The organism is Ruminiclostridium papyrosolvens C7, assembly GCF_000421965.1.
Taxonomy (GTDB): Bacteria; Bacillota; Clostridia; order Acetivibrionales; family DSM-1351; genus Ruminiclostridium; species Ruminiclostridium papyrosolvens_A.
In genome coordinates this window covers 136821-157676 of record NZ_ATAY01000020.1, presented here as the reverse complement: position 1 = coordinate 157676, position 20856 = coordinate 136821, and the positions used below count along the sequence as shown (strand labels likewise).

16 protein-coding genes and 1 riboswitch are annotated in these 20856 nt (G+C 36.7%); of the genes, 3 read left to right on the top strand and 13 right to left on the bottom strand.

Annotated elements, in window-relative coordinates:
* Positions 1-24 precede the first annotated feature (24 nt).
* The 12 genes from hemZ to L323_RS25680 all read right to left on the bottom strand — a co-directional run bounded on the left by hemZ (position 25) and on the right by L323_RS25680 (position 17180).
* Positions 25-1518 carry a coproporphyrinogen dehydrogenase HemZ gene (gene hemZ / locus L323_RS25735; protein ID WP_020814520.1) on the bottom strand — a complete coding sequence of 498 codons (1494 nt, stop codon included), beginning with the start codon at positions 1516-1518 and terminating at the stop codon, positions 25-27.
* A 12-nt stretch (positions 1519-1530) separates the two neighbouring features.
* Positions 1531-2157 carry an MBL fold metallo-hydrolase gene (locus L323_RS25730; RefSeq protein ID WP_020814519.1) on the bottom strand — a complete coding sequence of 209 codons (627 nt, stop codon included), beginning with the start codon at positions 2155-2157 and terminating at the stop codon, positions 1531-1533.
* Between the two features lie 19 nt (positions 2158-2176).
* Positions 2177-2626, bottom strand: a complete 450-nt coding sequence (gene dtd / locus L323_RS25725) for a D-aminoacyl-tRNA deacylase (RefSeq protein ID WP_020814518.1) — start codon at positions 2624-2626, stop codon at positions 2177-2179.
* Positions 2627-2644: 18 nt separating this feature from the next.
* Positions 2645-4825, bottom strand: coding sequence for a RelA/SpoT family protein (locus L323_RS25720; RefSeq protein WP_020814517.1), 2181 nt, complete (start codon positions 4823-4825; stop codon positions 2645-2647).
* Between the two features lie 55 nt (positions 4826-4880).
* On the bottom strand, positions 4881-5396 hold the full coding sequence (locus L323_RS25715) for an adenine phosphoribosyltransferase (protein ID WP_020814516.1): 516 nt from the start codon (positions 5394-5396) through the stop codon (positions 4881-4883).
* A 212-nt stretch (positions 5397-5608) separates the two neighbouring features.
* Positions 5609-8101, bottom strand: a complete 2493-nt coding sequence (locus L323_RS25710; protein ID WP_020814515.1) for a glycoside hydrolase family 9 protein — start codon at positions 8099-8101, stop codon at positions 5609-5611.
* A 36-nt stretch (positions 8102-8137) separates the two neighbouring features.
* Positions 8138-9748, bottom strand: coding sequence for a carbohydrate-binding protein (locus L323_RS25705; protein ID WP_020814514.1), 1611 nt, complete (start codon positions 9746-9748; stop codon positions 8138-8140).
* Positions 9749-10225: 477 nt separating this feature from the next.
* A complete protein-coding gene (gene recJ / locus L323_RS25700) occupies positions 10226-11956 on the bottom strand; it encodes a single-stranded-DNA-specific exonuclease RecJ (RefSeq protein WP_031341807.1) in 1731 nt (576 codons plus the stop codon).
* A 26-nt stretch (positions 11957-11982) separates the two neighbouring features.
* Complete coding sequence (holA, locus tag L323_RS25695; RefSeq protein ID WP_020814512.1) at positions 11983-12999, bottom strand: DNA polymerase III subunit delta; 1017 nt, start codon at positions 12997-12999, stop codon at positions 11983-11985.
* A 24-nt stretch (positions 13000-13023) separates the two neighbouring features.
* On the bottom strand, positions 13024-15384 hold the full coding sequence (locus tag L323_RS25690; protein WP_020814511.1) for a DNA internalization-related competence protein ComEC/Rec2: 2361 nt from the start codon (positions 15382-15384) through the stop codon (positions 13024-13026).
* 134 nt (positions 15385-15518) lie between these two features.
* Positions 15519-16409 (bottom strand): NlpC/P60 family protein, encoded by an 891-nt coding sequence (locus L323_RS25685; protein ID WP_020814510.1) that lies wholly within the window; start codon positions 16407-16409, stop codon positions 15519-15521.
* A 4-nt stretch (positions 16410-16413) separates the two neighbouring features.
* Positions 16414-16555, bottom strand: a riboswitch (cyclic di-AMP (ydaO/yuaA leader).
* A gap of 91 nt (positions 16556-16646) precedes the next feature.
* The gene (locus L323_RS25680) at positions 16647-17180 is read right to left on the bottom strand and encodes a GNAT family N-acetyltransferase (RefSeq protein WP_020814509.1); all 534 of its coding nucleotides are present in this window, start codon (positions 17178-17180) and stop codon (positions 16647-16649) included.
* Positions 17181-17348: 168 nt separating this feature from the next.
* Here L323_RS25680 and L323_RS25675 point away from each other — a divergent pair, with 168 nt between their 5' ends.
* Positions 17349-17576, top strand: a complete 228-nt coding sequence (locus tag L323_RS25675) for a hypothetical protein (RefSeq protein ID WP_020814508.1) — start codon at positions 17349-17351, stop codon at positions 17574-17576.
* Here the strand turns inward: L323_RS25675 and L323_RS25670 are convergent.
* Positions 17573-17728 (bottom strand): aspartyl-phosphate phosphatase Spo0E family protein, encoded by a 156-nt coding sequence (locus L323_RS25670; protein WP_020814507.1) that lies wholly within the window; start codon positions 17726-17728, stop codon positions 17573-17575. The two genes, L323_RS25675 and L323_RS25670, sit on opposite strands and share 4 nt — an antisense overlap.
* A 192-nt stretch (positions 17729-17920) precedes the next feature.
* Here L323_RS25670 and L323_RS25665 point away from each other — a divergent pair, with 192 nt between their 5' ends.
* Positions 17921-18388: a MarR family winged helix-turn-helix transcriptional regulator gene (locus tag L323_RS25665; protein WP_020814506.1), complete on the top strand. Its 468-nt coding sequence runs from the start codon at positions 17921-17923 to the stop codon at positions 18386-18388.
* 114 nt (positions 18389-18502) lie between these two features.
* Positions 18503-20695, top strand: a complete 2193-nt coding sequence (locus L323_RS25660) for a YhgE/Pip domain-containing protein (RefSeq protein ID WP_020814505.1) — start codon at positions 18503-18505, stop codon at positions 20693-20695.
* Positions 20696-20856 lie beyond the last annotated feature (161 nt).

Here is a 20856-nt window from a genome sequence, read left to right as displayed (position 1 = left end):
TTTTAGAATTTACATTTAAGCTTGTCAATATTTATTATTTTCTTCTATGAGAATGTTGGCTTTCCGTTCCAGCATTTCGTCAATTCTGCCGATATATTCCTCAACACTTTTTACATTAAATGACCTTTCTATTCTGTTCATTGGGAAAATAACCTTTGTAACCGCTCCTGCTCCGCAGGCCAGAATTGTCTGACGTTCTTCCATAATTTGTATATTATATAAACATTCCATACTAGGCCGACTGTATCCTACGTTTTCCAGATTGCCAAGAATATTTTTCTGTCTGTAAAGGTAATACGGGTTTAGACCCATTTCTTTTGCACAGACCCGGGCCATATCAACCATTACGGCAGAATCAACATACTGAGTTTCCAGACTGTAATTTTCCAATTCCTTTGTAAGCTGCGAAGCTCTTTTTACAGCCATTGTGTGAACTGTTAAACTGTCCGGGTTCAACTCTTTTATTTGCCTTAGAGTTTCATCAAACATTTGAACATCCTCTCCGGGCAGTCCGCAGATTAAATCCATATTTATATTGTCAAAACCCATATCCCTTGCAGCGTAAAAAGCCTTGACCACATCTTCCGGTTTATGTAATCTGCCTATTCTCAAAAGGGTTTTTTCATTCATTGTTTGAGGATTTATGCTGATTCTGGATACCCGGCTATTCTTAATAACCTTTAGCTTTTCACTAGTTATGGTATCGGGACGACCGGCCTCAAGAGTGTATTCTCTAAGGTATTTCATATCAATACACTCTTCTATTCCACTAAGCAGACGGCTCAACTGCTGTTCATTCAGGGATGTAGGTGTACCCCCTCCAATATATATATTTTCAGCAACAAGTCCTTTTTCTCTCATAAGCTGCGCTGTATGCCTTATTTCTTTCAAAAGCATATCTACATAAACATCAACCATTTTTTTATATTGCGCTATCGTACTTGAACTAAAGGAACAATATAAACAGCGGGTAGGACAAAAAGGAATACCAATGTATAGTGATATGCTGTTTCCCTTTGATTCTGTAAACAATTCCCTTTGATTAAGTGCTACTTCATATAGAAGGCTGGCTTTATTCTCCGTTACAAAATAATCCTTTTGTAAAACAGATAGAATATCGCTCACTGTCATCTTCTGGTCAATTAACTCATTTACCAGTTTAACAGGCCTTATACCTGTCAGGATACCCCACGGAATTACCTTGCCGGTATATTGGGTCAATAATAAAAATAACTTTCTCTTTAATATTCTTTTAAACTCTTTTACTTTAAGCTTATCAGAGGAATCAATAATACCTGTGCAGGGAAGGCTTACAATCTCGCTAAATTCCTTGTCCTTCAGACTGATATTAAAGAAGTCATTTCCATCCTCATAAGACATAAAACAGAAAAGAAATGCCCCGGAACACTCATCCCAAGGCTCATCGGATTTCTTTATTTCGTTTTGAGTAAAAAATAATTTTATTACATCTTCAAGTTCATAATCAAAATACTTAGTCTCGTTATTGTAAATTAACATTTCATCCTCTTTTTACCATTGAATCGCATTTTTTATAGGATTGCTTCTTATTTCATCTATAATAGTTGTACTCCCACCATGGCCAGGATAAACTACGGTTTCACCATGCAGTACAAAAAGTTTCTCTACAATTGAATTATATATGTCAGAAAAATTACCGTTGGGTAAATCAACTCTACCATATCCGAATTTAAACAATGTATCCCCTGAGAAAAGTAAGTTTTCAACCTGAATACAGATAGAGCCGGCAGAATGGCCCGGAGTATGAATTATTTTAAAATCAAGTTCTCCGACTTTTATACTGTTTCCGTCCCTAAGGATTTCATATTTGCTCTGAAAGGTTGATGGAGTGCCGGTAAATGCAGAAACATTGAATCTTGCATCTGTCATTGCCTGCTCATCATCAATATGGATATAAACCATGGCATTTGTTTTCTGTACTATATCATCAACATGTAATATATGGTCAATGTGCCCGTGGGTAAGGATTATTTTTTTAATATTGGTGTTAAGTTCTTTTTGTGCAGTAAGTACCTTGTCAGCGGGAACACCTGCATCTATCAGAACTGCTTCTCTTCCATTTCCAACCAGATAGGAAACCGAGTCAAATAAACCTCCATTTATTGGCTTTACAAACATTATGTCGAACCTCCGTAATCTAAAATTCCTTTTTACTGTCCAATATAAGTGTAACCGGACCGTCATTGCTTATATCTACCAGCATATCAGCCTGAAAAATACCTGTTTCGGTAACTACACCTGCTTCTCTGCACTTGATTACAAAACGTTCGTACAGTTCTTTTGCAATCTCAGGCTTGGCAGCTTTGTCAAAACCGGGTCTTCTGCCTTTCCTGCAATCCCCGAAAAGTGTAAACTGTGATACAACCAGCAACTGCCCTCCTATATCTACCAGAGACTTATTCATCTTACCGTTTTCATCCTCGAAAATACGTAAATTCAGTATTTTATCTGATAGATATTCTATATCACGGTCGTCATCTTCCTTACCAACTCCGAGAAGAACCATAAGGCCTTGACCAATGCTTCCTGCAATCTTTTCACTTACAGTAACAGTTGATTTTTTTACTCTTTGAACAACTGCTCTCATTTACATATAAACCCCCGATTATTGTTTATTTCTGGTTACATCAAATACACTGTCTATTTTTTTCAGTCTTTTAATTATTTTTTCAAGCTGCTCGGTGTTAGTTATCTCAAGTGTAAGATTTATAACCGTAATCTGTTCCTTGGTAGTCCTTGCATTGACAGCCTTTATAGGTATTTTTGCTTCTGTGATACAGTTGGTAACATCCAACAGAAGAGAAGTCCTGTCATTAGCCATAAGTGTTATATCTGCCTTATAGGCAACGTCATTGGTAGTACGCCACTTAACGTCTATAAGCCTTTCTTCTTCCTCCTGATCGGCAGAAATATTTATACAGTCGCTTCTGTGGACCGAAACACCTCTACCTCTGGTTATATAACCTATTATCTCATCACCGGGAACAGGGTTGCAGCATCTTGATAAACGTACAAGACAATTGTCAATTCCCTTTACTACTACACCGCTTTCAAGTGTGTGCTTTTTCTTTCTATCATTTTTGGTCTGTGCTATTGTTTCAAGTATTTCTTCCAATTCTTCAGGCTTAAGTGTCTTCTTGAATTCTTCTTTGAGCCTGGTTATAACCTTGTTTGCCGTAATTGCTCCATACCCTACTCCGGCATATAAATCTTCCTGAGATGCAAAATTGTATTTTTTTAATACAATTTCAACCCACTCGGTTCGAAATAGCTGTGTATAGGACAAACCCTGCTTTTTAAGCTCACGCTCAAGCATTTCCTTGCCCCTGATAATATTCTCTTCACGCTTTTCCTTTTTAAACCACTGATTAATCTTACTTTTCGCCTGACTGCTCTTAACAATTTTCAGCCAGTCCCTGCTGGGACCGTGAATTGTTGATGACGTAAGAATGTCTATTATATCGCCGTTTTTCAGCTTGTAATCTATAGGCTCCATTTTACCATTTATCTTGGCACCTATCATTTTGTTACCGATAGCACTGTGTATTGCATAGGCAAAATCTACAGGAGTGGAGCCCACCGGAAGGTTTATTACATCACCTTTCGGAGTAAATACAAATACCTCGTCAGTAAACAGGTCAATCTTAAGTGTTTCCATAAATTCGCTTTCGTCTCTGGTATCCTTTTGCCATTCCAGAAGCTGCCTGAGCCATGCAAATTTATTGTCGGAATCCTTTGCGTTGTTGATTCCTTCCTTATACTTCCAATGCGCCGCAATACCAACCTCTGCAACCCTGTGCATATCCCATGTTCTTATCTGAACCTCAAAAGGTTGTCCCTCAGGTCCAATCAATGTTGTATGTAAAGATTGGTACATGTTTGGTTTGGGCATGGCAATGTAATCCTTGAACCTGCCCGGCATTGGCTTATATAGTTCATGGACAAGCCCCAGCACTGCGTAACAGTCTTTTACAGAATTTACAATTATTCTAAAAGCAAATAAATCATATATTTGTTCCAGTGTCTTGTTCTGCTTTACCATCTTCCTGTAAATACTGTAGAAGTGCTTTGGCCTTCCGTCTATCTGTGCATTTTCTATTCCAAGTTCATTTGTTTTTTCCCGTAGAGTATCAATGATTATTGTTATATATGCTTCTCTTTGTTTTCGCTTCGTATTAATTTTTTCAACAAGATCGTAGTAACCCTTTGGATCAAGATATCTGAGACAAATATCTTCAAGCTCCCACTTAATTTTGGAAATACCAAGTCTATGCGCAAGGGGGGCGTATATCTCTAGGGTTTCTCTTGCTTTTTCAAGTTGTTTGTCCTGAGTCATGTACTTAAGGGTTCTCATATTATGAAGCCTGTCGGCAAGTTTAATCATAATAACCCTGATATCCTTGGCCATGGCCAAAAACATTTTACGAAGATTCTCAACCTGCTGCTCTTCTTTTGTAGTGAATGGGATCTTTCCCAGTTTGGTAACACCGTCCACCAATTCTGCTACTTCTTGTCCAAACTGAGCTTTCAGCTGATCGTAAGTACATGTTGTATCTTCAATGGTATCATGTAAAAGGGCAGCAACAAGAGCCGTACAATCCAGTTCCATCTCGGCAAGTATTATAGCAACCTCAACCGGATGAATAATGTATGGCTCTCCTGATATTCTCTGTTGACCCATATGTGCTGCTTTTGAAACAGCGTATGCTTTTTCAAGCATTTCAAAGTTGCAGCCAGGGTCGTATTTTTTTACTTTCTCAACAAGTACTGAAAAGCTGTCTATCAATGTGTCCCTCCACCTGTCAAACGACTCCCGAATGAATTTACATAATTAATCTTGGTTAGAATTTTACTATAGAATCGACTTTATAGCCTTTGAGCTTATCTCTTCCATTCAGGGATATAAGCTCAATAAAGTACACTATACCTGCAACCTCTCCTCCCAGCTTCTCAACAAGCCTAATGTTAGCCTGAGTTGTTCCGCCGGTTGCAAGAAGATCGTCAACTATTAGCACTCTCTGTCCCGGCCTGATTGCATCTGAATGCATTTCAAGGACATCTTTTCCGTATTCCAAATCATATTCTTCACGTACGGTTTTATATGGGAGTTTTCCTTTCTTCCTGACAGGGACAAAGCCTTTATTCATGTGGTATGCTAGGGGTGCACCAAAAATAAATCCTCTTGACTCTGAACCTACAATAATATCAAAATCTCCCATCTTATCCGCCAGTGTCCTGAATGTATCCATACATGCTCTGAATGATTCAGGATCCTGAAGAACTGTCGTAATATCGATAAAATCGATTCCTTCCTTAGGAAAATCCATAACATGTCTGAGTTTATCTTTAAAATTCATAGTAAACTCCTCTCATAAATAAATATTATATCATACATAAATATATTATAAATAAATAAATCCAAGGTTACAAGGTCGTATAAATTTACTGTAGGAAAATATTATTTTTTCTGTAAGCCAAAAAGGACTAAAACACGTGTATTATTTTAACCATGTTTCAGTCCTTTTTGATTTTATCTCATGTTTTTCGCTTTTGCTGCATACATTTTTCTCTATTCAACCGGGAATTTAGTTATTTTCCCTAATAAATATTGCTTCATAACAGCTAAATCTAACGCATTAATGTCACCGTCGCCATTTACATCAGCAACCTTCAAATCATTTTCTACAGGAAAATCGCTGATTTTGCCTATTATATAGGATTTCATCAGTGAGAAATCAATAGCATCTATGCTGTCATCACCGTTAACATCACCAATTTTCACTGGATTTCCTCCTGAGAAATTACTGTTTGCAAATGCGGTGATAAACTCCAGCGTGGAAGTTGAACCAACAGAGTGCTCATTTGTAGTCCATTCATCGGCACTGTCCAAATAGCATTTTGCAGGGAAGTTTGAAAGACCGACCCCTTGATACCTGTTGGGGCCTAACGGCATAAAGCCCTTGGCTATCCCCGGTCTTCCATCACTATTGAATGTAGAGAATATGGTTTTAATACAATCGTCCCCATAACCTGATACGAAGCTCTTTCTCATAGGATTCGCACCAAGAATCCAGTTAAATGAAGAAAGTGCCATATTATTAATGGTATCATTATTAGTCCCGAGAAGTTTTGAGCCAATAACAGCTTCCATACACATACCCATTATCTGATTGTTACTGCCCCAGTAATAGTTTGCGTTTGTTATTGCGTTACCCCAGGCACTGTTTTTGTACCGTTCTATTTTGTTGTTTACCCAAATCCCAAACTCGGTATTGAACCACTTTTCCGCATCACTGTTTCGGCTTGCCGCTTTCATATAAGAAAAAAATGCAAAATTCCAGTTACCTACCCAATCTCCCGACGTATTCTCATATGTATCCTTTCCTTTTGAATAGTTTGCCACAAAGTAATTGTCATATCTTGCTTCACCTGTAGCCCGATACAAGGATGCTGCTGCTAAAAGCCTGCTGCTTATATCGTTGTCAGTATTATAAGGTCCGTTTGGAGATTTAATATTATTGGGGTTTTGCTCAAGATACGTCCACGCACTCTTTGCTGCATTCAGACAGGTAAGGGCAAACGTCGGATCATATTTTGCATATACAATGGAAGCGTGAGCTAAGGCAGCAGCTGCACATGCAGTATCTTCTGTCGGCCTTATATTAGTGGTGTCACCCTCTTTATCCTTTATTATCCTTTTTGTTATATTGCCATCATCGTCGGATTGGACTCTTGCATAGAAACCTCCGCTTGAAGTATCTTGCATTTTTAGAATCCATTCCAATTCCCATCTTGACTCATCAAGTATATCCGGTACACCATTTCCGCTTTCAGGAATATTAAACTGATTATCCTGATATAGCTCCGGGAACATATCGTAAGCCCAAAAAAGGTTTATTAATGTCGCTGATCCCGTACTTACATACTTTCCAAGATCACCCGCATCAAACCATCCTTTAGATACATCTCTTGTCTTTCCTGAGTCGGAGTCAAAGACAGCAGTCGTATCCTGCGGTGTTCTGTCTTTTCTGGGATAATCGGGACAGTATTTATCCGTAAGGTCTATTCCTGAACGCTGATAATAAAAATATCTTGCTACATCCGTCAATAGAGATTTGTAAACATCATTTCCAATCTTAAACTTAAGTGATTTTTCTATACCTGGTGTATTAACTGTAATGTAATATTCGCCCGGTAGTTTAAGGTCGGTAAACACAGCTTTAAACACCCTTTCACCGGAATCCTGGTCATAATCCTTCAAAAGAACCAGTTGACCATTATATGCAACAGTATCGTCAGAAACTCTTTTCACTTGGAATGGAGTTCCTACTGTAGCCGTAAACTCATCTTCGAACCCTGAAACATAGGCATATTTCTCGGCAGATTCACGAAATCCCACCTGATTCAATTTAATAGACGGATACGCTTTTTCTTTATCTGGAGAAGTCAACATCAGTTGGTTGATCCAAACACAGAATGGATCAAGGTTTACTTTGTCCAGAACTATAGCCTTTGCATTGTATGGGTCCATACCGAGTGACGGATTCAATATATCTTTCAAGGGTATTTTTACGTGTTGCCACTCAGTTGTGACAGTGCAGTAATCCGTTATAGGTTTTGTTATTTTCTGCTCAACACCCGATGCACGCTCGCTTACATGGTCAACTGCTCCAATTACGAACTGCTCTCCTCCTTTTTTACCCTTTACATTAAATTCCAGATACCCATTCGGAACATATTGTGATACATCATGACAGTTCCATTCTGCCAATGTAAGTATGACTGACATCCAATACGAGGAAAGCTGTGTTTGAAGATTCAATCGTAAAGAAGGTAAATCTTGATAGGTGACTTGGGTATCAATCGGCAAGTTCCCGTTTACTGTTTCCAATTCTCCGGCACCGCTCCCTGACCATCCGCTTATCTTATCCTTAAATACATAAAAATCCTGAAGGTTCCTCCAGCCCTGAGGAGCATTTGCGTTAACAACAACGGTAGAAATAAAGGAGGTACATACCATTACCACACATAGAATCAAGGCTAATAACTTTTTACTTTTCATCTTTTTCTCCTTTCCACATAAACACAATGTAGCCTTTTAGGCTCCAACCGGGAATTGCGTTCTCTTTCCTAACAGATACTCTTTAAGAAGTACATAATCAAGTGCATCTATTGCTCCATTACCGTCCAAGTCCGCAGCAGTGAGTCCATCGGAAGAAGGAAATTTTGTTATTGTTCCAAGAATGAACTGCTTCATAAGTGAAAAGTCAATTGCATTTATGTCTCCGCTTCCGTCCAAATCTCCATATACAATTTTATTTGCCTGAGTATTAAACTTCCAAGTATTTACATTAAATAAATACCCACTTCCTCCGGTAAATTTCAGATATAGGTCATGTACCCCTGTTGCACCGCTGACTGTACAGGATTTTGTTGCCCAAGTCTGCCAGCCTCCGGTTCCTGAGATGTTACAAGTCCCAACAAGTTTTCCATCAGCACTGTCAAGACGAATTTCTATATTACCTCCACTGGTTGCTGATGCTACACTGGCATCGAATGACGTTGCACCGGTGGAACCAAAATCAACGCCTCTCACCTTTACCCAGTCTCCATTCTCAATATTGCAGACATCACGGCCACCCGCGCTGCAATCCTCAGTATTTATACCGCTCTCCTGCGCTATGGTTTCAGCTTCATTAGTAACATAAGGATTTACATACTTCAGTTGGGTAAGACCGTCAGTTGTAATGTTAACCTTCTGCATAGTTCCGTCTGCGTTGTAGGTTAATTTATCAATACACACACTTCTCTGGTATGTTCTTGCATCACCGCTGGAAGCACCATTAGCTATAGCAACCGCTCTGTTGTGATAAGCTATGTACCAATTATTTTTAAATGAGAATATCGAATGGTGGTTATTATTTCCTTCATTGGAAGGAGGATTCGGCAGTACAGTTCCTTTGTATTGGAACCCTGTCATCGGGTTGTCACTCATCATATAATCTATAGTAGCGGCTCCCTTTGAAAAATCGGTAGAATATGAGAAGTAATACTTTCCATTGTACTTGTGAAGCAATGACGCCTCAAAGAAAATCGGTGCCACAATCTTTGATGCAGAACCGTTTACACTTATCATATCGCTGTTAAGCTTGATTACCCTTGTATTCCCCTCGCCGTTTCCGCCGAAATATAAATAAGCCTGTCCGTCATCATCCACAAAAGCGGCCGGATCAAAGCACCAGAATCCATTAGGAGGATTTACACCGGGAGTGCTTCCGTTTACAATTGCTTTTCCCAGTGCATCCTTAAAAGGTCCGGCAGGACTGTCGCTTACTGCAACTCCTATTCCGCCGCCGCCACCATTTCCGTAGTACATATAGAATTTGTTATTTCTAGCTACAACTGTCGGAGCCCACGACAATGAAGCCCAGCCGGATGCTTTAAAAACCTCTCCGTGGTCAGTCCAGTTCTTTAAATCGTCTGTAGATATACAGGTTATATCATTCATGATGTAGCCCGGATTATTGGGATTGTATACATCGTGTGAACAGTAAAGATAAAGCCTGCCGTTGGCTTCTATACCAGTCGGATCAGCCGTGTAGCGCTGGTAAAAAATCGGATAGTCGGCAAATACGGTATTAATACCTGAAATTGATACAAGTATACAAACCACAAGAAGAATTGACAGTTTCTTAACACTCTTAAACATAAAATAAGCCTCCTTAAAAATTTTTAAATTAGGATTTAAAAATTGAAGCAATAAAATAAACTCCTATATCGCCTGTCTAACATAAAGATGAATTATTACAGGATTTATTTGACATCAAATTATCGAAAATTTGGAGAAGTGTTTAAATGATTCGATTTCTAATTTTTAACCTCCCTTCTTAAATTCATAAATTAACTTTTTCGAACCAAAAAGGCACTTTACCTTAATATAACTAATACCACGACCCGAACAAGGAATTTTTTTAATAGGCAGGTGTAAAGAATAGGAGCAAGATAAAAAGATCGATTAGTAAATCTCATTTTAACTCATTATAAAATGTAAACTGTTTCCATCTCAATATAAATTCTTTTGACTTTGGTATAATAATTTTGTAACTATATATATTTGGGCAAAAAAAAATACAACAATTTTGTATTTTTTCTCAAAATCATTTATTAATTATTGTTATATAAGCTGTTACCTGTAATATTGTAAAACAATTTGTACATTTCTATATCCATTATACTCATTGATATCAATGTTGAAAATCATATCCAACTTTATTTTATTGGCGCGTCCTGCATACATATTTTGCAGCTCTGCATTACCAAACCTTTCAGCAACATATGCATCAAACTCATCAATATTCCCGAAGTAAATGCAGTCGGAAAAACTGTTTCCTCCCTGTAATCTAAGCTTCAGAACTTTTCTTTCATTTCCGAATACTCCGGCTCGCTTTATTGATATATTTTTTTCAGCAAACAGAGGTTTAGTGTTTCCCTTTCCATATGGCTCCAAATAGTTTAATTCTTCTGCCGTCCTTAAATTTATTGCAGAAAGCGGTATATGTGCGTCAATATATATTTTGGGGATAAGGTCATCATCTGTAAGTGTAGTAATCCTGTTTACCCTTTCTCTTAAAATATCAACTTTGTCAGCTTCCAGACTGAATCCGGCCGCCATTGGATGGCCTCCAAATTTGGTAAACAATTCCTTGCATTTTAAAAGTTCCTCAAACATATTATATTCTTCTATAGAACGGCCCGAGCCTTTTACACAATTCTCACCCCTTGTAAGTATAAATGTGGGAACATTATATCTTTCTCTTACCTTTCCCGCAATAATACCAGCAATACTTTCATGAATGTCCGGCTTATATACTACCAAAACCCTGTCGCCTTTCAAATCACTGTTTTCTATTGTCTCTATAGTCTCCTCCACACCTTTTACAGTCATGGATTTTCGTTCATTATTCAGTTCGTATAATTCAGTTGCCAAGTCCTCTGCTTCCTGCTGGCCGTCAGTAAGGAGTAATTTCAGTCCCTTCATAGCCCAATCCAATCTTCCTGATGCATTAATACATGGACCTATTATAAAACCAAGATGATATACACCGATACTCTTTCCTAATATTCCGGTCTTTTGCAGAAGTGCATTAAGTCCTATATTTTTTGTATCGGATATTGCACTAAGACCCTGTCTTACAAGGATTCTGTTTTCTTCTGTCAAATCAACTACATCACAAACGGTTGCAATTGCAACAAACTCATAAAACTCGGATTCCTCCTCTCGGGGGATATACAATTCCCCATATAGCACCTGTGTAAATTTAAACGCCACTCCTGCCCCGCAAAGCAGTTTAAAGGGATACTGGCAATCTGCCTGCTTCATATCTATAATGGCATCGGCTTCAGGAATAATGTCAGGTACATCATGATGGTCTGTAACTATTACTGTCATCCCGGATTCTTTTGCAAATTGTATCTGCTCTTTTGCAGCAATACCGTTATCACAAGTAATAATCGTGTCAATTCCGTCATTTAAAGCATTTTCAACCAAGCTGTTACTTATACCGTATCCGTCCAGTATCCTGTGAGGAATGGCATAGTCCACAGCTGCCCCGCACCTTGCCAAAGCTTTATACAATATATAAGTACTTACAACCCCATCAACATCGTAGTCGCCGATTATGCGTATTTTCTTATTGAGCTTTATTTTTTCTTTAACAATTGAAACGCCCTTTACCATATCCTTCATTAGTCTGGGATCGTTTAAACCTTGCAAATCAGCCTTTATAAATTTTCTGGCATTATCTAAATCCTTTATACCTCTGTTTACTATTATCCTGCAAAGAAGTTCGCTGATTCCCAATTCCTTTGACATTTTCTTAAAATCAAACTTAGGATTCCTTAGTATCCACTTTTGCAAATCCACCTGACCCCCATATTTTAGTATTACTTCATTGAAGCTATGAGAAGCTCAATCGCCGTTCTATCAGCCATTTTCCCCGTTTTTATGGACTCATCCAGTTCAAGGCTATAATACATGGCCTTTTCCAAAATACCTATTTCCATATTCCTGCTTAATCCGAGAACTTTTGAGGCAACAAAAGGTGTTAATCCCATTTGCTTTGCTGCCGCATCCTCTCTCATGCCCTGTTGTTTGAGTAATTTCATTCTGTAAACCATTCTTATTTGTCTTACAATCATGTACATTATTTTTTGCATTGGCTCCTTTAACGAAGCCATATCATTCAATAGCATTAATGCTTTGGAAATATTACCTTCAGCAACTGCATCAGTAAGATCAAAGATTCTGCTTTTTATGGTTTTTGTACATACCGACTGAACATCTTCAATGGAAATATGCTGTTTTTCGCCTGTAAAATTTACTATTTTGTCTATTTCGTTCAACAGTTCCACCATGGAATATTCGCTGTTCTCAACTATATACGATGCTGCAATAGTATCTATGGTTTTTTTATGGCTTTTAAAGACCTTTACGACCCATTTTACAAGGTCAGCAGGCTTTTGATAATCAAACTCTACAACAAGACCCTTTTTCTTTATAGTATTTACCAGCTTAATTCTCTTGTCTACTTCCTGTTCCACAAAAACAAGGCATGTATAGGGAGGCATATTTTCAATGTAGTCTGTAAGTTTATTGTTTTCTGATTTCTTGTCGAAACCCTCACTCCCACCTTTTTTTGACTTGAAAAAGCCTGAATTTCTTGCAACAACAAGCTTTTTTTCACTGAAAACAGGCATAGTCTCACAGTTTGCTATAAGAGTTTCGGTATCTTTTTTACCTTCCAGATATACATAATTTAAATCCTTTGTTTCTTCGTCAACAATCAGGTTGGCTATAGCATTCATATAATACTTTATAAGATAATCTTCCTGACCATAAAAGAGGTATATATTTTGCAGTTTACTTTCCTTTAATTCTTTTTTTAATATATCAAAACTCATATTCTTCCTCTTTTTATTATATTTTTAAGGTATCATTGTTCTAATGTTAAACTCGTTTCCATAGCTGGTTGCAATAACTGCTCCTTTTTCGTCTGTCCTAAAAAGTTTTGCTCCATTCTCTTCAAGTGTATCAATAACAAATTGGCTTGGATGCCCAAAATTGTTTCTTCCTACCGAAACAACCCCATATTGCGGCTTAACCGCCTTTATGTAATCATTGCTTGACGAACCGGGAGAACCGTGATGCCCTACTTTAATTATGTCCGCATTTAAATCCAGACCTTGTTTTAATATTCTCTCCTCTGACGGGATTCCGCTGTCCCCTGTAAACAAAACTTTTACATTCTTATAAACTAATTTTAACACTAATGAGCTTTCATTCAAGTCCTCTTGGGCAAGACTGTCTGTTTTATAAGGGAGCGGGTTTAATACTTCAAATACCGTTTCTTTATCAAGGTTTATTCTATCCCCTTGCTTACACTTAATTACTGAAATATTTTTTTCTTTGCAGATATTGTTTATTTTCTCTAATCCCCGTCCATCAGTTTCAGGCACTATTACTGTCCCAACAGACAACTCACTGAGCACTGCTTCAAGTCCCTCAGTATGGTCAGAGTGTCCGTGGGATGCAATGACAATATCAACTTTTTTCGTACCCCTGTCAAGAATATATGGTACCATAACTGACTCACCTATATCAAACTCTGATTTCGAGTTTGCTTCCCGTCCTCCTCCGTCAATGAGTATTTTTGTACCTTGAGCTGTTCTTATAAATGTGCTGTCACCTTGCCCCACATCCAAAAATGTTATTTCCATAGGCTTAGGTAATAATGCCCTGACCCCGAATACAATAAATATCAAGATAGTAATTGCTCTTTTCAGGTGTTTTGTGTATTTTTTAGCCTTAAAATAATTTCTGCCTTTAAATATATAAATTATAAATAAGTAGTAAACAAAAACCATTCCAAGTGTTGGGGTAGGTAATTTTAACAACGAAAATGGTATTTTGGAAGTTACTTCTGTAACAAATAATATGAAGGACAGAAATGTGTTGTTGATATATCCGATAATAACCGTTAGGTATATATTAAGTAAACCTGTAAAAACCATAATAAAACCTATTATTGTTACAAATTCAACCAACGGTACAACGAGGATATTAGAAATAATAGAAAATGTTGCAAAATTATTAAAATAATATAATGTGACAGGTATAACCCCTAACTGGGCTGCAAGTGTTGCTGCAAGTGTATCTGAAATTAAATCGGGGATATATTTGCACTCTGTAAAGGATTTAATTTGCGTATAAAACATGACAAGTGACAGTGTTGCACCGAATGAAAGCTGGAATCCTATGTCAAAAAGTGTATAGGGATTAATTATTAATAAAATAAGTGCCGAGGCTGAAATACTTGTATATATTTCGGGTTCCCGCATTATGATTCTGCCTGCCAGTATTATTATTCCCATAATAACCGCCCTGACTACCGAAGCTGAAAAGCCTGTAACAAATACAAATAATACAAGTATAAAAATAGTAATTATATTTGCTTTAAAACTGCTCAATCTCAACTTTTTGAAAATAAAAGTAAATGGCAGAATTATAAATGCGACATTCATTCCTGAGGCTACCATGATGTGGGTAAGTCCGGCTTTGCTGAATGCTGTAAAGGCATTTTCATCCAAGCCGTCCTTATATCCGATGAGCATACCTTCCAGAAGTCCTGCCTGATTCTTATCCAGAGAATAACTGATTATGTCAATAACTCTATTTTTTATTGCATATCCTGTTCTATATAAGTAGCCTCCGCCCTTTTGACCTGAAACCTGAATATCTGATGCACCATTTAAATATATTCGTCCGGAAATGCCTATAGATGCCAGATATCTTCTATAATCAAATCCTCCCGGGTTGGTTGCAGGCTTTGGCTTTTCAACAATACCTGTAAAACTTATTTTTGTTCTGTAGCCTATTTTTGTGTTAATGTTGTTTACATAAACCAGTATCTTGTTTGTAACCTTGAAGGTCTTATTTTTATAAATTACAGATTCCGTTTTCAGAACAAAATTTGACTTGCCGTCTTCTGAATTCTGTACTTCACTATCAATAAAACCCTTTACTTCTACAGGATTACCGTAATATTGATTAAAGCTTCCGGTATAGCGATATTCTGCATTATAGAAAAGCATTCCGCCTGCTATAAAAAAAGAAAGCGAGATAAAAATTATAGTCTTTAAATTGCCGAGTTTTTTAAGAAGACAGATTATAGCTAACAGTATCATTGAAGAGATTATAAGAAAAGGATTCAATCCAATACTGTTTATAAGTAGTATCCCTAAAATAAAGGACACAGCAAAAAGACAGAGCGGTCTTTTGATATTCAAAACAACCTCCATATTAAATTATAGTAAATTAGAAATTATTAATTTTCAAAGATAAAAAAGAAAGTTAAGAATTAAAAGTTGACATAGACCACAAAAACGTCTTATAAAAGACGTTTCGTGGTCTATGATAAGATTTAAATTACTCTTTTTGCACCAATGTAAGTTCCCCGATATTCAGATAAACTCTGAATAAGCACTTTTCCATTGGAAGTTGATGCATGAATAAACTGGTTGTTACCTAAGTAAATACCTACATGGTCTATAGCACCAGCTGATTTTCTTGAAGATGCATCAAAGAACAACAAGTCGCCAGCCCTTAAAGCTGTCTTAGAAACCCTTGTGCCATTTGAGTACATGCTTGATGCTGAGCTGTTGAGGCTAACGCCAAAGTTCTTATATACGTAGCCGACATAGCCAGAGCAATCAAAGCCGCTTGGACTTTTCCCACCATAAACATACCTTACACCAATAAACTTCTTTGCATATGCAATTACCCTGCCAACCAGAGAATCATCCTCATCGCTGACAAATGTTGCAGCTTCCGTAGAACGGGAAGTTTTTGTTGAATTCGCCGCTGAAGAAACAAACTTCTTTGAAACGTATCCAACCTTTGAACCTACTTTAATCTTGTGCCATTCAGTAAGTGTATCCAGTATTTGTACATCTGTTCCTTTTTTAAGCGAACTAATTACCTTGCTGCTTGTACTGGCACTTTCTCTGAAATTGACACCATTAGCATTAATACTTCCTTTTGTGGTTATAACCTTTATGTAGTCATCGCTTACCCAACCGGTCTTTCCATCAAAAGAAATCTTGTACCAACCGCTAGACTTATCAAGCACTGAAACTCTCTTATTGGAAAGTTTAGTGATGACACTTGCTGAAGTATTAGGGTCTTTTCTTACATTGACGCCAGTACCCTGAATCTGGGCTGACTGCGAAGCAGCCATAGCAGCAGAGCATACTAACACAAGTGAAAAGGCGAAAATACAACCGACAAGTACCTTGGTAATCTTACCTGTCATTGGCCCCTCCTATAGTAGCGCTTCCGAAGTTAGCTGACGGGCTCGGGCAATAGGACCTCCCTACCATTCATTAAATAATAAAGAATGGATTAACCCCAAATCTTGGTTCCTCCGTACCTCTTTCGAGGATTCAGCTTATTAATTTCGTTATTATTATATTTAATTTATTACAGTTTGTCAAACTTTTAGTAATAAAACAGCAATTTTTTGGTAATATTTTTGTAATATTAATGATTTTTACACTTTTTTCCACATGATCAGAGCATGTTCAGTTATTCTGTGTAAATCATAAAACGTATCAAATTCATATTCGGTATAACCGCATTTTTCCCAGAATTTTATACCAGATGTATTATTTTTGCTTACCGAAAGACAAACAGTATTCACATTGTATAAATTTTTAAAATAATTCTCGAGAATATTAATGACTTTTTTACCATAGCCTTTGGATTGGTATGGCAAATCAATAGCAATTGAATTTATCCAGAGTATATTTTCCTCAACAGACAAAGAGCCTTTGACCAGACCTATAGATTTGTCGATAATAAAAGAATCCTTTTTTTCAAGAAAAATATCCAAAAAGAATACATTATTCTGAGATATAAACTTAAAAAGCTGACTGGAAAATACATCATAGCTTATAAAACTATAAACACCGGTTGCATATTTAAAGCCATCTGTATTTTCGTAGATTGAATATATATTTTTAATACTTCCGTAACTAATATTTTTCAAATGCAAATCATCCAACAATATATCTATCTTTAACATATTACCGTATCCTTACTAAACAAAAGGTATTGATACAATGAATTATACCAAATAATTCAGTATAAAGAACAGCATATATTAGGAAATATTTGACACATAATATAAATAGCTTTATTTTTATTATATAAGCAATATTAACATTTTACAAAAGACAGAGAGGAACAAAAAATGTGTAAGGTATTTAACGAGCAATTATTTGAATGTTCTTTTTTAACTCTTAAACTGTTACTGGAAGTGTTTAAAAAAAATCTTATAGATATAGCTGATTTTAAGAGCAATACCGAACTTAAAATCAGCTATATCCAAAGTAACCTTAAGCATATAAATCAAATTGAAAGAAGGTCATTAATTGAATGTGTAATTCATGAATGTATTGAAATTAATCGCAGTTGCTAATTTAAACTGTAAAATTGCAAAATTAAGTCGTCTAATCTTTTACTGATTCTAAGAATGTCGTGTTTCGCCCATGGTTCATTATCCAACAAATCATAAAGCTGCTGCTTAAGACACTCGACTTCTTTGTTAAGTGTATAAATATTTGTTTGCATTATGTACCCCACTTCTTTTCTTTGGTAAAATATATACTTATTTTACCATTATTTTGTACTCAAGTAAATACATATCCTAGATTTTGTAAGTTATCATTGATTTTTTTGCTAAAAATAGTTTACTTTTTAATCGTCCAGTAGTATATTAAAATAAAATAGTTTGAAATTCAAATTAAGTGAGGATTACGAACCATGAACTCAGAAACAGAAAATAGTTTACTTATTGTGGATGAACTATTTAGAAAGCTTTTTGATAAGTACAATAAACTTGAGAGTAAGAAATTTTTTAGTAAAACACTTGATGATCTTACTGTTATCGAAATCAATACAATAGTTGTTATAGGTCACGGTGAGGAAGATAAGAAGATGTCAGAGATTGCAAATACTTTGGGCGTCACTTTTGGCACTCCTACTGTAACTGTTGACAGACTTATTAAAAAGGGTTATGTCATAAGAAGGCGTGACAAAGAGGACCGAAGGCAGGTTTTTATTTCTCTTTCTGAAACTGGGAAAGACGTTTTTGAATCTATTATTATTATTAGGAATATACTTGCTGAAAAAATATACGGTATCCTTAGTGAGGACGACAGAAAAGCCCTGATTAATATACTTTCATCACTTAATTCACACTTTGATGATATTTTTTGCTTTAAAAAGTAAGTAGTTTTTTTTGTCGAAATACTTTGAATTTCAAATTATTTAAATTTACAATATTCGAGGTGGTGAAGTAAAATAAAACAAACTTCTATCCAGAGAAAAAAGGAGGTAAAAATAATGCAAACATTGAAAAAGTACAAGAAATTTGCCGTGGTCGTTGCAGTTATATTAATTCCATTGGTCTACAGTTTCTTCTATCTTGATGCTTTTTGGGATCCATACAGCAAACTTGACAAACTCCCTGTAGCCGTGGTAAATCAAGATAACGGAGCAACTATCGGCGGCGAAAACAGAAATCTGGGAAAAGAAATTACAGACAATCTAAAAACCGATAAAAATCTTAAATGGGTTGTTACGTCGGAATCTGATGCAAAGGACGGTGTAGAGAACAGAAGGTATTACGCAATGATTAATATACCTGGTGATTTCTCCAAAAATATTTCTTCAGCAGCCGATAGTGACAAGGCTCAAGGTAATTTAACATATACCGTTAATGAAAAAAGAAATTATCTTGCAAGTCAGGTCCTGAGCAGGGTTACATTAGAGTTTAAGGATAAAGTATCTAAGTCCGTTTCTGAAGAAATCGTCGGAACCCTTTTAGATCAGATAAAGGACCTTCCTAATAGTCTAAAAGAACTTGATAATGGCTTAAATGAGATAAAAGACGGTGCTGAACTACTCTACGATAGCAATGGCAAAATTGTAGATGGTCAGAAAAAATTTAATGACGGTGTTAATAAGCTGAATAACGGACTCGCAGAAGCCAATACTGGTTCTACTACTCTGGCAAAAGGTTCAAAACAGCTTAGTGACGGTGCGGAACTGTTCTACAAGAGTCTATCAGGCGGTTCCGATAAAATAACCGGTTTGGTAAGCGGTTCCAACGCTTTTATGTCAGGCCTGTCAAATCTGAATTCAGGATTAAATCAGTTGAATTCAGGCATTACCAGTGCTACTCCCCAGATATCTCAACTGGCTAAAGGAAGCTCAGACTTAAACAGCGGAGTACAGTCCTATACATCAGGTGTTGATAAATATATCGAATCTGTAAACAAGGTTTCTCAGGCTCAATCTGTATTGGCAACCTCTATTCAGAAGTATGTGGCAAGCCATCCGGAAGCCATGACAGACCCGAATTTCAAGGCTGTAATCGCAACCCTGGAAGCCTCAAAGTCTGTTCCTGAACAGCTCAAAGCCGGCGGAGAACAATTATCTTCTTCTGGAAAACAACTTGCTGAGGGATCAGGTAAAGTTGCAGGTGGAGTTTCCCAGCTAGCTACACAATTAGGTTCTATAACTCAAGCTGTAGACAAACTTGCTGCAGGCTCAAATGAATTGAATAAATCATATCCTTTGATAAACAAAGGTATCAAAACTGTATCTGATAAATCCAAGGAACTTGCTTCCGGTGCTTCATCAGTCAATGAAGGAGTTGCAAAACTTTCAAGCGGTATTTCAGCACTGGCAGCCGGTAGCGAGGAATTATCCAAGAATTCCGGAGTATTACTTGACGGTGAAACAAAGATTCAGGACGGTTTAGGCAAGTTGAAGGATGGAGTAACAGAAGCAAGCAGCGGCGTGTCCTCTTCACTTCTAAAAGCTGACGGTAAATTAAACGGTACAGACGGTTTGAAGGAATATGCAGCAGATCCTGTTAAAATTACGGAAAAGAAGGTTTATGGTATACCTGACTATGGTACAGCCTTTACACCTTATTTTGTATCACTGTCCCTTTGGGTTGGTGCATTGCTCATGTTCTTTGCAATTTATCTGGATGAGGAAGTAAGGTTCCGCAGGTTCTCTTCCGAATCTAAAGGCTATATGAGATTTTTTGCATATACTTTCATAGGCATTGCGCAGGCTCTTGTTTTAGACATTGTTATTTTAAAAGGTTTGCACTTGGAAGTTGCTAATATGGGACTTTTTGTACTGACAAGTATCATAATTTCATTGTCATTTACATCTATAATGAGATTTTTACTGGTACAATTAAGGGACGTGGGCAAGTTCATTGCAATTCTGCTTTTGATATTACAGCTTACTTCCTGCGGAGGAACCTTCCCTATGGAACTTGTTCCACGATTCTTCAATGTGCTTAATCCGTTTATGCCAATGACATATTCAGTTAATGCATTGAGAGAAGTAATTTCAGGTATTAATGATGGATTCCTGGCACAGAACCTTATTGTTTTGGTTGCTATAATGACAGGATTCCTTATATTGAATCTTGTAGTATCAAAGCTGAAATTTGGAAGTATTTCTTCTGATTCTGATGATTTTGTTAAAATATCCGAAGAAGTTTCAGCTTAAATAAAACAAATTTTTTATAATTTACAAAATCTGTAGACTGACATAGTTTTTGAACTGTGTCAGTTTTTTATTGGAAGCATATCTTTGCTGTTTTTCTAGCAAAATAATATTAAAGGTATTCACATCATTATATAGCCAGAATCTGGCAGACGGAGGTATAA